The sequence below is a fragment of the Pantoea sp. alder81 genome (genome assembly GCF_020179835.1).
Lineage (GTDB): Bacteria > Pseudomonadota > Gammaproteobacteria > Enterobacterales > Enterobacteriaceae > Pantoea.
This window is the reverse complement of sequence record NZ_JAIUDA010000006.1, coordinates 210,706-224,881: the sequence shown is the minus strand read 5'-3', so window position 1 is coordinate 224,881 and position 14,176 is coordinate 210,706. Positions and strand designations below refer to the sequence as shown.

Here is a 14,176-nt window from a genome sequence, read left to right as displayed (position 1 = left end):
TGGGCTAGCGGAGGAGTGATGGCAAAAATTAACTGGCGACATATCGAAATTTTCCATGCGGTGATGACCAGCGGCAACCTGACGCAGGCTGCCGCATTGCTGCACACTTCACAGCCGACTATCAGCCGTGAGCTGGCGCGGCTGGAGCAGCAGCTCGGTCTGGAACTGTTTGAGCGGGTGCGCGGACGATTGCAGCCTACGGTGCAGGGTCTGCGGTTGTATGAAGAGGTGCAGCGATCCTGGTACGGCTTAGACCGCATCATGGATGCAGCGGAAGGCTTGCGCCAGTTTCGTCAGGGCGAGCTGTCGATTGCCTGCTTACCGGTATTCTCACAGTCACTGCTGCCGCCGCTGCTGCAACCATTTTTGCATCGCTATCCTCAGGTCAGCCTGAACATCATTCCGCAGGAGTCGCCGCTGCTGGAAGAGTGGCTCTCTGCACAGCGCTACGATCTTGGTCTGACCGAAACCCAACATGCGCCAGCAGGCACCGATCGCGTGCCGCTGCTGACCTGCGATGAAGTGTGCGTGCTGCCGCCGAACCATCCGCTGTGCCAGCGTGAGGTGCTGACGCCGCAGGATTTTCAGGGGGAGAATTACGTCAGCTTGTCGCGCAGTGACAGCTATCGTCAGTTGCTGGACTCGCTGTTCCATGAGCAACAGGTGGAGCGCCGTTTAGTGCTGGAAACGCACAGTGCGGCATCGGTATGCGCGATGGTGCGCGCGGGGGTGGGGATTTCGATTGTGAATCCGCTGACGGCGCTGGATTACGCCGACAGCGGTGTGGTGATGCGCAAGTTCAGTATTGCGGTGCCCTTCACCGTGAGCCTGGTGCGGCCACAGCATCGCCCGGCATCAGCGCTGGTTGATCACTTCTGCGACCACCTGCAACAGCAGGTGGCCACCTTTACCCAACGCATTGCCGAGCGTCTGGTTTAAGCGCGTACCGTTTCACCCTGGCCGCCCGATTTACGGAAGGTGATCAGGCAGATGACCAGACCCATCACCGCCAGTGCGGAGGCGGCCACCGGCACTGATGTCAGGCCATAGCCTTTATCAATTACCGCGCCGCCCACCCAGGCACCGAGCGCGTTGCCGACGTTAAAGGCGGAGATGTTCAGCGTCGAGACCAGGTTGGGTGCATCTTTACCGTGACGTACCACGTTGATCTGCAAGCCAGGCACGGTAGCAAAGGTCGCCATCGCCCACAGGAACAGGGTGATTTCTGCCAGCCACAGCGCGTGGCTGGTCCAGCTGAACAGCAGCGAGAATACAGCGATCAGCACAAAGCTGAGGATCAGGCTGAAGGAAACTTTCCAGTCGGCCAGTTTGCCGCCGAGGATGTTACCGACGGTTAAGCCCGCGCCAATCAGGAACAGCGTCCAGCTCACGCCGCGATCGGTGATGCCGGTCACCTGCAACAGCAGCGGTGCAATGTAGCTGAACAGCGCAAACATCGCGGCGGCAAAGAACACCGTCATCAGCAGCGACAGCCACAGCTTGCCATTGGCCAGCGCGCTGACTTCACTCGCCAGATGCACCGGTTTCTCTTCTTTATTGGTTGGCAGACTGACAATTAATGCGATAAAGGCAAAGATGCCGATAATCGCCACGCCCCAGAAAGTCGCGCGCCAGCCGAACAGCTGACCAAACCAGGTGCCGAGCGGCACACCCAGCACATTGGCGAGGGTTAAGCCGGTGAACATCAGCGCTACCGCCGATGCCTGACGGCTCGGTGCCACCAGACTCGCCGCCACCACCGCACCTATCCCGAAGAAGGCGCCGTGACACAGTGCGGTGACCACTCGCGCCAGCATCAATAAGTTGTAGGTGTACGCCAGCGCACACAGCACATTGCCGATGATAAAGATAATCATCAGCAAAACCAGAGTACGTTTACGCGGCAGTTTAGCCGTCAGCAACGCCATGATCGGTGCACCGATGGCCACACCCAGCGCATATCCGCTGATCAGCCATCCTGCTGAAGGAATCGTCACCTGCAGATCGCCCGCCACTTCTGGCAGCAATCCCATAATCACGAACTCCGTGGTGCCGATGGCGAACGCACTCAGCGCCAGCGCCAGTAATGCAACAGGCATAACACACTCTCCTAAAATGTTTTGCAGGCAGGCCGCACAACGAACGCCGTGCGGTTACAACGGACGCTTATAGATATTTGAACTGCGTCACATTCTGATTAAAGCACAGGCTTGGCAGCTCAACCAGCCTCTGCGCTGCAAGGCTTTTTTGCTTGCAACGCAATAATCCCCGCGCGGGAAAGTGACTGTACCTGACCACTGAGACAGACCGACGTTTTCACGCTACGCTTGATACAGATGTGATCGCTGTCACAGCGGCTCAGCTTTTGGCGCTAAATCAATCAGTAAAGGATGGGCGCGCATTGCCGATACCTCAACCAATTACGCGGTAATGCGGTGTCAAAAAATGCAGGGGGAATGACCTATGCGATGGCTGATCGCACTGACAGTGGGTTGCCTGAGCGGCTGCTCCGTTGGGCATTACGAGTACAGCAAAGAAGCCGCGAAACGCGTCGATATGACGGTCACCGGGATTCCTACCGTGCTGGGTATTGGCGCGCTGGGCACCACCATTCCGCTGACACCCGAATACAGTTTAACGGCCGCGCACGTGGCGAAATATTCGATGTATCGGGTGAAAGCCTGGCATCCTGAATGCGATATCGCCGTGGTGTATCACAAGAACACCGAACCCAATCTTCCCCCACCGTTCCGCAACAGCCATATCGGCGACAGCGTTAATCTCTATGGCTACAGCTTTATTTCTGCCATGCCGGTGGCGTCGAGCGGTAAGAATTTGATTAATACCACGTTGGCCAATGACTGGAATAAGCCGAGTTGCGTAGTGGTGGCCGCGAATGCGGGCGTGGTGAAAGGCATGTCGGGCGGCGCGGTGTATAACGCCAGCGACGATACGCTGGCGGGGGTGATTGTTGGCTACAGTAGCGCGATTGATGACAACAAGAGCGGCAAGACTTTGTATAAGGATGTGGCGCTGTATGTACCTTATTCGCGTTTCCAGGCGTGGCTGGACAATGTCGTGAAGTCGTAATGAGCTGACTTCCCCCAGCCGTTCTGTCGACGGAAGAATCAGTTATAAGTCACCATCATTTCTGCCGTTGCAGTGACACGGCCGCTGGGCAAATCACTGCCGCCAGAACAGAGTCGCCAGACAAGGGGATTGGAATACGATTTATTTAATTGCGATCGGTAAATCTCGCCAATTTTAATTTCCGCATTGTCAAAGGTTATGCCCTGGTTGGCACCACAGCGGCCATCATAGGTGACGCTACCGATGCTGCCGGTAATATAGCCACCGCCTTGATCAAGTTTCAGACGATATTTATTACCTTCGTGCAAACCGCTTAATGCTTTAAAACGCACGTTAATATTCGTGTCAATGCCGCGACCTGAATCCTGGGTGCAGGTAACACCCATATGATAATTAACTTTTGCCAGCTCAGTGTCTTTTTTAAAATTCTGTTCCGCCGCACCGAAATTGATGGTGGTCGGCGTATTGATAGTGCACTCCAGCGTGGATACGCGAATCGGAATGGCGGCAGGGATCACGATGTGATAGAGCGTTCCGCCGCCTAACGAGATCGCGCGCATTATCGGGATACTCGGCGAACCTGTTTTTTGGGTGCCATCAGTCACCAGCATCCATTCACCGTGCATTTCAAAGCTCTTATTTCCGGTGTCGAGGAAAAAACCATAATCCGTTTTATCAACCGGTGTCAGGCACCAGTGATTAGGGGTGGTACCTGGGCTGGTCATACTGAATCCCGTATTGGTACTGGCGTAACTCCCTTCGGGGGTGATTTTTCCGGTAAGGGTTTCGAACTGATATTTACCGTTTCGGTATCCGGTGTAGCTGGCTGTCGCTATCACATTGGGGGCAAGGCCAATGCCCTGAGCAATCGGCAACGCCCAAATACCATTGATCAATTTTAAATCACTTTCAGATGCGCAGCGCACATACGGACCAATGGCAGCCACCCCAGTACTTAAAAAGGCATCCGTGTAGGTTTGAGGCGCCGTCTCTTTAACATTGATCATCAGTCCGGTGGGGAATATCCCTTTATCTTTCCCGATGGTTATCTGGGCGCTGGCGATATGTGGCTGAGCGGCTATCACGAGCGACGCAATAACTACGCTTTGTTTCACGCGGGTTAACGTTGTTATCTTCATAGTTCCCTCCACTATTCACAGGCTACTTTCAGACTGCGAATAGGGTTATTCGCGGAAGAAGCAGAAATATTTTTCAGATTAAAGTTCACGCGGCATTGCTGGTCTGAACGTTGACCCCATTTGACCAACAGGTTGCCCTGCTCTGGCAATCCGCTCATATACAGTTGGCCGGCATCTCCGACGATGCCGCTATTGGTATCGCTATCGTCCACTACGATTAAGCTGGCGGTGGCACCAAATGGGATGAGATTGTCGCGGCGCTGCAGCGTAATGAGCGCTTGATAACCCACTTTAGTGGTGAAGTTTGCCCTGACTACCGCACCTTTGGTCGGATAAACCGCCACGCTGGAATGAGTGAGATCGACGTTCTCAGGCAGAGTGGAAGGATCTAACGAAATAGTGTTGTGTTGATAGTTGGTGAGATAAGGCACCACGGCAAAACCGCGGCTGTCGGTATGGCTACCACCGTTGCCGATTCTCGCGCCTTGAGAGCCCGGCGCACTGACGATGGCAACAGAGTTGCCCACCATTTTACTGAGCGTTAACCCTTCCGGATGCAGCACAAATGCCCCGTTACCGCCAATGTTCATTGAGCGACTGCTGCCGGATTGGCTGTAGCCGCTGGCAATCGATCCCTGACTTCCCGCATAGGCCAGACTCAGCGATTGGTGACTGCTTTGCTGTTTATCATTGGACCATCCCTGCATAGCGCCATACGTCAGACGACTGTCGAGCGCATTTCCGCTAATACCTGCCAATTGCTGAACCTGCCCCCTGTTGGTATGGCTGGCTTGATAGCTGGCATAACTGCTGCTGACGGCCGCTCGGGATGAAAACAGACTGAAAGGGACGGTCATATTGAGCGTCAACGTGCGGTTCTCCGGCCAGTCACCGCTACTTTTGCCTTTGGCGCGCTCAATGTTGTAGGCCAAATTATAATTAATGCCGAGATAGCTGCCGTTGTAACCTGCAGAAAGGGAATTTAATACCTGATTTCTCCCCCAATAATCACTCCGTGAGGCGGAGAGATACGCCGAACCGACGAAGCCCAGCGACTGACTGAGTCTGACCTGAAAACTGGAACGCTGACGGTCCATTGTCCACGGAGCCCAATCATCGTTCAGACGAAAACCGCGGTTGTTATAGTCGGCAAAACTGAAGTAGTGGCTGGTGGAGTAGCGATAAGCCGCCAGATCGATGGCGGTGCCAGTTCTCAGTAAGCTTTTGGCATAGCGCAGGCGATAAGAGTGCCCCTTCTGCGCCTCCTCTACCCCTACAATCTTTGCATTGGAAGTGGTGACATCCGCTGAGAACGCCCCCAGGGCACCGAGTGAAACTCCCGTTCCGGCGACCAAAGAGTGATAGTCGTGCGAGAATAATGCACCGCCATACAGCGTGGTATCGAAAGGCAAACCATAGATCGCCGTGGCCTGAACAAAGCGCGCGGCCTGGCTGCCGTTGGTTATCCCACCGTCATAGCGGCCTGCTGTCACTTCATATTTCAGGCTGCCGGGGCGTCGCATCACTGGCACGGTGGAGACAGGAATGCTCTGGCTGTGCACGCGACCATCGGCCTCGGTGACATTAACAATCAGGTCGCCACCCGATCCCATCTGCCCCAGATCTTCCAGACGAAAGGGCCCTGGGGCCACATACGTTTGATAAATGATATTGTTGTTTTGCAGCACCGTAACGCGCGCGTTGCTCTGCGCGGTGCCCTCAATCACCGGTGCAAAGCCGCGCATCACATACGGTAGCATCTCATCCTGCGAATTGAGCCTCATGCCGCGAAAAGGCACGCTATTAAACACGTCATTAGCAGTACTGCTTTCACCCGCCAGCAGTTCGGCTCTCCACGCGGTGATATCACGCATTAAATAGGTGTTAGAGAACTGAATTTTTTGCTGTTTAGTCCTGTTACTGCCGCCGAACTGACTCTCTGTACGATACCCATATACATTGCTGCGCAAGCGCCAGGCACCGAAATTGGCCCCGCCATTCAGATTGCCGAACAGGTTGGAGCTGCTTCCACTGTTTTCCTGCAGGGTGCGGCTGCCGTTTAGGCTGTAGTTCATGATAATGGCAGGAATACCTTGATCCCACTTACCAGGATCGATCGCCCCCAGCGCACTCGGCTGCATGGCAATTTGCGGAATACTGAGGTCGAGTGCTAACGCAGAAAAATCAAACTTAACTCGCGCATGTTCAATCAGGTCGCCGAGATGGGTTACCGGTTTATCCGCCGGCAAGTGACGAAAAGCGGGCAAGCCTTGCACGTTGACACCCACTGACTGGAGAAAATCAGGCGTTAACTCCGCCACGGCGTTGCCGCTGTCGTCGGCAGCAAAAGAGATTGAGTGCTGCCCCACGTCATTCTGATTAACCCTTACCATCACCAGATAGCTGCCCGCAGGCACCTTACCCGATGTTGCAAAAGCACTCAGATCGAGTTCATCAACGTTTACGCCACTCATGGTAAGGAAGGCGGGATCAAAATAGTCTTCGGCATAAGCCTTTTCAGACTGCATAGCAAAAGCAAAGCTCATCATTAAAGCAAGCAATGGGGGTTCGGGATGTCGTGTTGTCATTTTTATTAGTCCACTACCGTAACGGAAGCGACGATCCTGTTAAAGGTTAGTCTTGATGTTTCGGCGGCGTAAGCCAGGTGTCTTCATCGATTAATTGCCACGTTATTGCGCCTTGTGTACCGCCGGGTAAGTGATATTCACGCTCCCCTTTGGGGGGCACCATCAAGCGTAACTGGGCTTTGTTCAGCTCAGTGTTGCCTACACGCAGCACCGCGAACGTCAGCCAGTAGGGCGTGGGGTTTACCGCCGTTAGCTGATTACCCTGTTTGCGGAAATAGAGTGCGCCTGAGGCCTCTTCCACTGCGTAGCGCTTGAGCCCTTGCGGGCGATAGAACACTTTCATGCTACTCACCACGGCCAGCGTCACTTTGTTGTTGTCTGCGTGCTTCGGTTGAGACGGAATCGCTTTCATTGACAGGTAAAAAACTGACTCACGATCGTCCGGTAACGGCACATCATTGCGGCGAATACGTAAGGTGACGTTGCTGTGGGCATCCACACGTTCTAGCGGCGGGGTGACGATAAAGGGCAATGCAACGTTGCCGTGATTGTCGATATCAACATCACCGGTTTGCGCATCAACCGGACGGATAAACGACTGCAACAAGCGCGCGGTGTCGGTTTTGTTGTAAAGGGTTTGCGTCACGCCCGACAACGAGGTTGCGGTGAAAATGACTCGTGTATTGTAAAAGCTGATGCCAGCCTGTTCGGTTGTAGGTTCAGCGGCTTCAAGCATCGGCAGAAAGCTGACACTCAGGCAAAGTAGTCCTGCCGTCATCCAAGGACGCAGCAGTACGAAAGCGGTTTTCATCATGACTCCGTGAATGGTCTGACGGCTGACTGGCAGGCTCGATGTAAGCCGCCAAAATCATTGACCGCCTGCCAGCGCACCTTGCTGGCACTATCTGGAATGAGCTGAACGCTTTGGGGGGCCAACATTAGCGGCTGCATGTTCAGATCGCGCGGTTTCCCATCCAAAGACAGAGTACGCAGCGTGATGTGCCAGGGCGTGGGATTTTCAACACGAATCTGGCGGTGGTGCTGGCTGAAGCGCAGCTCGCAACTGTAATTAGCCGGTGGTTCCCCCAGCTGTGCCGGGCGATAGAACATTTTTAAATTAAAACGAATGCTTACCGCGGCTTGCAGAGCAGCACTGCTTTGCTTCTGACTTGCGGGTATCGCCTGGATTGAGAGGTACAACAGCGACTCTTTATCTTCAGGCAGCACATGACTCTGCGGGATAATGCGTAGCGTCTGTTCCGTGCCGGCGCCTAAACGGTATAACGGCGGCGTGATCAGGAACGGGGCAGGTTGCAGGCTTTGCGTGGACATCACCACCCTACTTTGAATTAACCAGACGTTGTCGCTACGGTTCTTCACTGTCAGTGTTTGCATTTTATCGGTCGCGTTAAAAATGACGCGGGTGTGATCTAAACGAATACCCCCTCTTTCACCCGGTATTGCGCTGCAGGCCGTACCACTCAGCAGCAGTAAGCCGACCGCACTTTGAGTAAGACGGTGAAAGCTGTGTCTGTTCAATCTATTACCTCAAAGAAAATCGAGATTGAAAGTGATGCTGGCGACCACCTGCCCACCTCTGGCGTGGCTGCATTGAGTGGCATCACCACAGGTCAAACCGGCATAGAAAGGCAGCTTTTGGTTATCAATATTTCCGCTTGTTTCGGCTAATTCGACATAATCACCCGAGCTGAGCGCCTTGCTGGCATAAGAGGGTAGCGTCGCACTGTTGACCAGCATCACACCGATGTTTTTGGCCGTAGAGGACAGGTTACGAAATACCCATTTGTCCAGCATTTCACCCTGGCCACTGACTCTGACAATCGGGTTGCTGGCCCCTTTGATGGTGCAATCTTTTATCTCTAATTCAAAAGGTTGTGGATTCACCAATGTGTATGCGCCCATCTCCGTCGCCAGGATGGTGCCCAGATTCATGTGCGTTTTGTCCAGATTGAAATCGCAGGTACCGTTCACTAAGAAAGCGTTGAAATTGAGCTGCACTGTATCTGCGCCGGATGGGGTGATATTCAGTACCGAAGTGACCAGCATCACCACACTGGTGGCCGCCTTATTACAGCGTCTGACTAAAGGCATGATGGCCTCCGTGGTCGTCAATGGTAACCCACTCGACTTTGCCTTTTAGAATATTGGTGGACCAGGTATGACTGCCGAATGGCGGCAGCATTTTCTCTTCAGCGACCTCCAGAGGCAGACGTTTACCCGCCACTTTAATATCGATAAAGCTGACGTAATAAGGCGTTGGATTGCTTATTTTCAGCCCTTTCGCGTCAGCTTTAATTTGGAGATTGCGTTGCGCGGATAAGGAATCACCCGCGAGGTTTTTCGGGCGATAAAACAGTTTTATACTTTTTCCTACACCAAAGCGGGCATCCCCTTTAATACGTTGCTCGTTCTGATCGGTTTCTTTGCCTTGCGAAGCGGGTATCGCAGCGGTGCGAAAATAGAAAACAGATTCACGGTCGGTCGGTAATGACATTTCGCGAAAAATAATTCGCACCTGATGTTTACTCTCTGCTTCCATACGAAACAACGGCGGAATGACATCAAAAGGCGCCGTTTGTGTGGCGGCGCTGATGAGGCTTACTGAAGATTGCACCAGATAAACGGTGGCATCACCACGATTGCGCAGCGTAGCTGTAATACTGCTGGCACCCTCAGGATAGATCAGTCGAGTCGTATTGATACCAAAGCCTGCTGCCTGGGAGATGACGGGGGCCGTCAGCAATGCCAGCATGGCAGAGAGAGGGAACAGGGAACGAGACATGGTGAGTCCTCGATAGTAGCGGGCCTGACTGCACCCGCCACATATCAGCGATTAGTTATAGTCGTACATGAACATAATGGGCGTTGATACCAAGCCACCGGTGATGCTCGCGGGAGTTCCGGTATTTGCCACCAGCGCAGCGGTAAAGGTCTGCGTTTGGCCGTTGATATCAGCGACGTTGGCATCCGTACCACCGCCAGCAGCACCTTCGAACTCAACCATGTCAACTTTATCGTTAGCTGAAATAACGGTTGCACCCGCCTTCAACTGCACGCCCGTGGTGGCTGCATCGTTGGCGTTGAAAACATCAGCATCGAGCGGCAATGTTGGGCCAGTGACTATCAGGCCTGCCACACCAGCGACGGGTGCGGTGGCGCTCAAGGTGCAATTTTCCAGGCTAACGCTGAAGGATCGTTCACTACCCGCTACCGCCGTTTTAGCCGTTGAGGGGAAGTCACTTGCGGTATAGTTACCCAGGTTCAGGGCGGGGTGGCTCATTTTGACATCGCAGGTACCATGAGAAACGTTCCCGGTGATATCGATTTTCCCGCTGGCTGCAGCTTGAGCGGTGCCAGAAGCCGCCATCAGCAACAGAGTAATCGGCGCGATAGCATATAAAGACTTACGCATTTTCATTTCCTTTTTAATTTATAAAGTCATTTGTTTCGTGCCCAAATTAAGCAAGAAATCAGAGGAGAGTTTGTCCATAAAAAATTCCGGCATAGCACCACGATGAAAATAATGTTTTTATCATGACGCCACATACCATTAAAACCGATGGACTCGTGAGGGGAAATAATAAGCCGAACCACTAACAGAAGTATCGTCATCAAGCGATGCGTTTGGTGTAGTCGATACACGCTATAATTGTAAGGGGATGACTACAGGGAACGTTAAGGGGCGTGTAAGCAGATTAAATAACACTCAGGTGAAGAGTAACTGATCATAGACAAGATACAAATCACGTTGCTAATGATGAAATTTTCATTGATGCTTCTGTGGTAATCAATATCTCTAATTCATCAACCATTCTAACCAACCTCACTCTATTCGCCTCCCTCATTACTCGCATTATTTATTATTGATAACTGGGCAGGAGTTAACGATTAATACCACTACATTGCATCAGGGCGTAGATAATAAATGGGGGATAATTAAGATTAGAGGGTGAATTTCAAACGAATATTTTCGTCTGTTATATTAAATCTATTACTAAACGATAGAGAGGGTACGCTTTTTACTCAAAGGCCCCTCTCTAAGCCAATAATGAGGCTGAGTAAAAGCGCGCTTACGCTGGCACCCAGGCTCCTTTCAACTGCACCTGGGGGAAACCGGCAGTCAGAATACGCAGTTCGGCATCGCGCGGGGTGTTGTCGCCCTGCCCCTGAATGCTGACAATATCCTGCGGACAGGCAGAGAATACCACGAAGCAATCCATCTCGGCGCGCAGTACAATGTAGTCACCTGGTTTGGTCACCACCGGCAGTGTTTTCAGGGTGATGCCGTCCGGCTGCACCTGAATGTTCATGAAAATATTCAGTGACGCCAGGTTACCGTGCGGCAGCTCGACGCCTAATTCGCGCATGCCTTCAAACAGGTTGTCGTGACAGTTGCGGTGATATTCAGTGCAGCCCAGCAGCTCATAACGACGCGCATCGCAGGCCGCCATAAAGGAGTCATGCACGCCCGGTGAGGTATCCGCCACCAGCGTCAGAATCGGATGGCGCTGGCTGGTGATAAAGCTGTCACCGACCTTGGGATTAAGACGCTGGTTCCACACGCGCGTCGCTTCCATACACATATATTCACTGACGTCGTCGGCGTTATATGCCCAGCAATCCACTACTTGGGTGCCGTGCAGATTGATCACCTGCACCGCTTCCCCTTTCTTCAAACGTACCGCTTTGCCGAAGCGCGCGGGAATGGTAATTGCTTCACGATGCTGATATTCAGCTGACATAGTGTTCTCCTGATTAGTGCTGCATGCCGCGACGATAGCGCGTCATGCGAGATTCAAGGCCGCGTGCCAGCCAGTCGATCAGACTGTTGAGCAGCCAGTAACAGAGCGCCACGGTGAGATAGATCTCCAGCGGCGCGTAGGTATCCGAAATCGCCTGTTTGGCGGCGTACATAAACTCCTGCACCGAAACGATCGACAGCAGCGCAGAGTCTTTAATCAAACCAATCATCAGCCCGACCAGCGGGGACAGCATCTGCGGCAAGGTTTGCGGCAACACCACATCGCGCAGCTGTTCACTGCGACTCAAACCCAATACGCGACACGCTTCCCACTGCCCCTTGGGCAACGCCTCAATGGCCGAACGGATCACTTGCGCAATGTAGGGCGCGTAATAGAGCGTCAGGGCCAGCACGCCTACCACTGGCGATGACAGCGTGATGTCGTATTCCGGCAGCACGAAATAGAGCAGATAGATCACCACCAGCAGCGGCAGTGCGAGAGTTAACCCGCTGTAAAGATTGAGCAATCGTAACCAGAACGGCGAGGCACGCATCAGCAGCAGCGCCATCAGCCCGCCCCACACCAGCGAGCAGAGCGCCGCGACAATACACAGTTGCAGCGTGGCGATCATGCCGTCACCGAGTGAAGGCAAAGAGGTGAGAATGGCTTGCCAATCCATTAAGCGATCCTCCGTTTAGCTTCCAGACGTCGGGCGGCGGCAATCAGCGGCATGGCGATCAGCAGATATCCGGCCGCCACCAGCAGCAGAACCTGCGTAGCTTCATAGGTGCGCGCAATCACAATCTGCCCGGCATAGGTCAGTTCGGTCAGCGCCACTACCGAGGCCAGCGGCGTGGTTTTCAGCAGGATGGTGAACTCATTGACTAACATCGGCAGACTGGCGCGCATCACCTGCGGATTGATCACGTACCACCAGGTTAAGAAGCGGCTGAGCCCCAACGTGCGTGCCGCTTCAAGCTGGCCGCGTGTCACCAGCGAACGGTTCACGCGCAAAATCTCCGCCACGTAAGCGCCGCTGTTAAGGCCGATGGCAATCACGGCGGCCAGCATCGGCTGACCGCCCAGTCCCAGGCGCGGCAAGGTGAAAAACACCACGAACAGTTGCACGATGGCCGGTGTGCCGCGCATCAGGCTGACATACAGCCGACCGATGGCGCGCCAGATCCAGGCGCGGCGCAGTTGCAGGAAGCAGCCAAGCTGCCCCATCACCACGCTGACCAATGATGCCAGTACCGTAAGTACCAACGTCATCAGCAGGCCGTGTCCGAGTTCCGGCAGCGCGGCCACTACCTGTTGATCCAGCCCCATGCGTTACTCCGCGTTAAAGTCGTGCAGGTTTTCCGCCACCGACAGCAGTAGCGGTGCCGGTTGGTCGTTGCCCTCAATGCCGGTGTTGCAGGCTGAGACGATAAACTGCGTGTCCATCACCACGCGACAGGTAATGCTGTCGCCTGCTTTGGTCAGGTTTGGCTCCGGCAGGAGGTCACCGGCCCGCGTCAGTTTGACATGCATAAACAGGTTGATCGGGTCCGGCATCTTTGGCACCACCATCCCCAATCGCGCCAGCTCATCGCTCACCGCTTCCAGGCAACCTTCACCCTGATAGCCTTTTTCCGTCAGAAAGGCGCGGGTCGAGGCGGGCAGCAGCAGGTCGTGACGTTTCACGCTGTCTTTGCCCAGCACCATCATCGGACGGCGGCGGTTGTTCACCAGACGCATACCGGAACCGAGCAGATAGCTGTTACTGAAGACGCGGGTGTGGTGCACGGAAAGCCATACCGCCGGATCGGCAAGGCTAAAGCCAAACAGTGAAGCCACCGCGCCGTCGCCCTGGGCGGTGATGCGCAGCAACTGGCCGCGCAATACTTTAATCGACCCAACGCTGCCCGGTTCCACCGTGACCGACTGAGCCAGCGTGCGCTCAGCGGTCTCTTCATAACTTTCACGCATTAACAGCATGATTCATCTCCTCTGCGTGAAACGCGTCACTCACCACGATATCAATCGGCGTGACCTGCAAACCGTTGCCGGGAATGATGTCCTGCGGGCAGGACGATACTGAACAAATCAGATCGCACAGCGCTTCAAAGGTAATGCTGTCGCCCGCTTTACTGTTGGGATCAGTCACTTCCATACGGCCATCGGCGGTGACCGGGCCGTTCTGGAACAGGTTGAACGGCTCGGGCAGCGAGAAGTAAGTCACGCCAAAGGCTTTCATGCCTTCCAGCAGGTTATCGACGCAGTTGCGATGTCCTTCAACGCCGAAATCAACGCTGAAGCGAGTACGATCGCAAGCCGGAACGTTGGCATCGTGAATGCCGATGCTGTCCGCCAGAATGCGCAGCATCGGGCGGTTTTCACTCGACCACAGCGCATCGCCGGGCTTGAAGAACAGCGAGCGCAGATGCTGGCGGGTATGCACCGGCGACAGCTTTTCATTCAAATCATCGGCATTGACCGCGACGAAATCCGCCGCCTGCTGCCCTTCACTGTCAATCACGGTAATAAACTGGCCCTTACGCACGCGGAAGGTTTTGCCATGGCCCGCAGGCACCGTGAGGTTGCTCTGGCACAT

General features: G+C 54.1%; 15 protein-coding genes. 2 read left to right on the top strand and 13 right to left on the bottom strand.

Annotated elements, in window-relative coordinates; translation table 11 throughout:
• Nucleotides 1–18 precede the first annotated feature (18 nt).
• Nucleotides 19–939 (top strand): LysR family transcriptional regulator, encoded by a 921-nt coding sequence (locus LBW88_RS17520; RefSeq protein ID WP_224933446.1) that lies wholly within the window; start codon nt 19–21, stop codon nt 937–939.
• Here the strand turns inward: LBW88_RS17520 and LBW88_RS17515 are convergent.
• Complete coding sequence (locus LBW88_RS17515; protein ID WP_224933447.1) at nt 936–2,099, bottom strand: MFS transporter; 1,164 nt, start codon at nt 2,097–2,099, stop codon at nt 936–938. The two genes, LBW88_RS17520 and LBW88_RS17515, sit on opposite strands and share 4 nt — an antisense overlap.
• Before the next feature lie 364 nt (nt 2,100–2,463).
• Between LBW88_RS17515 and LBW88_RS17510 the strand changes: the two genes are divergently transcribed.
• A complete protein-coding gene (locus tag LBW88_RS17510; protein ID WP_224933448.1) occupies nt 2,464–3,090 on the top strand; it encodes a serine protease in 627 nt (208 codons plus the stop codon).
• A 38-nt stretch (nt 3,091–3,128) separates the two neighbouring features.
• Here LBW88_RS17510 and LBW88_RS17505 read toward each other — a convergent pair whose 3' ends face one another.
• The 12 genes from LBW88_RS17505 to LBW88_RS17450 form a co-directional block, all read right to left on the bottom strand.
• Nucleotides 3,129–4,229, bottom strand: coding sequence for an adhesin (locus tag LBW88_RS17505; protein WP_224933449.1), 1,101 nt, complete (start codon nt 4,227–4,229; stop codon nt 3,129–3,131).
• Nucleotides 4,230–4,240: 11 nt separating this feature from the next.
• The gene (locus LBW88_RS17500; protein ID WP_224933450.1) at nt 4,241–6,817 is read right to left on the bottom strand and encodes a fimbria/pilus outer membrane usher protein; all 2,577 of its coding nucleotides are present in this window, start codon (nt 6,815–6,817) and stop codon (nt 4,241–4,243) included.
• Nucleotides 6,818–6,863: 46 nt separating this feature from the next.
• Nucleotides 6,864–7,628 carry a molecular chaperone gene (locus LBW88_RS17495; RefSeq protein ID WP_224933451.1) on the bottom strand — a complete coding sequence of 255 codons (765 nt, stop codon included), beginning with the start codon at nt 7,626–7,628 and terminating at the stop codon, nt 6,864–6,866.
• Nucleotides 7,628–8,356, bottom strand: coding sequence for a molecular chaperone (locus LBW88_RS17490; protein ID WP_224933452.1), 729 nt, complete (start codon nt 8,354–8,356; stop codon nt 7,628–7,630). Before LBW88_RS17490 ends, LBW88_RS17495 begins: the two co-directional genes overlap by 1 nt.
• 9 nt (nt 8,357–8,365) lie before the next feature.
• The gene (locus tag LBW88_RS17485; protein ID WP_224933453.1) at nt 8,366–8,929 is read right to left on the bottom strand and encodes a fimbrial protein; all 564 of its coding nucleotides are present in this window, start codon (nt 8,927–8,929) and stop codon (nt 8,366–8,368) included.
• The gene (locus LBW88_RS17480; RefSeq protein ID WP_224933454.1) at nt 8,907–9,620 is read right to left on the bottom strand and encodes a molecular chaperone; all 714 of its coding nucleotides are present in this window, start codon (nt 9,618–9,620) and stop codon (nt 8,907–8,909) included. Before LBW88_RS17480 ends, LBW88_RS17485 begins: the two co-directional genes overlap by 23 nt.
• A 51-nt stretch (nt 9,621–9,671) precedes the next feature.
• Entirely contained in the window at nt 9,672–10,250 is a 579-nt protein-coding gene (locus LBW88_RS17475; RefSeq protein ID WP_224933455.1) for a fimbrial protein, read from the bottom strand.
• A 658-nt stretch (nt 10,251–10,908) separates the two neighbouring features.
• A complete protein-coding gene (locus LBW88_RS17470; protein ID WP_224933456.1) occupies nt 10,909–11,580 on the bottom strand; it encodes a DUF1989 domain-containing protein in 672 nt (223 codons plus the stop codon).
• 13 nt (nt 11,581–11,593) lie between these two features.
• On the bottom strand, nt 11,594–12,259 hold the full coding sequence (locus tag LBW88_RS17465; protein WP_224933457.1) for an amino acid ABC transporter permease: 666 nt from the start codon (nt 12,257–12,259) through the stop codon (nt 11,594–11,596).
• Nucleotides 12,259–12,909 (bottom strand): amino acid ABC transporter permease, encoded by a 651-nt coding sequence (locus LBW88_RS17460; RefSeq protein ID WP_034823169.1) that lies wholly within the window; start codon nt 12,907–12,909, stop codon nt 12,259–12,261. Before LBW88_RS17460 ends, LBW88_RS17465 begins: the two co-directional genes overlap by 1 nt.
• Before the next feature lie 3 nt (nt 12,910–12,912).
• Entirely contained in the window at nt 12,913–13,560 is a 648-nt protein-coding gene (locus tag LBW88_RS17455; RefSeq protein WP_224933458.1) for an urea carboxylase-associated family protein, read from the bottom strand.
• Entirely contained in the window at nt 13,544–14,176 is a 633-nt protein-coding gene (locus LBW88_RS17450) for a DUF1989 domain-containing protein (RefSeq protein WP_224933459.1), read from the bottom strand. The genes LBW88_RS17455 and LBW88_RS17450 overlap by 17 nt, the downstream gene beginning before the upstream one ends.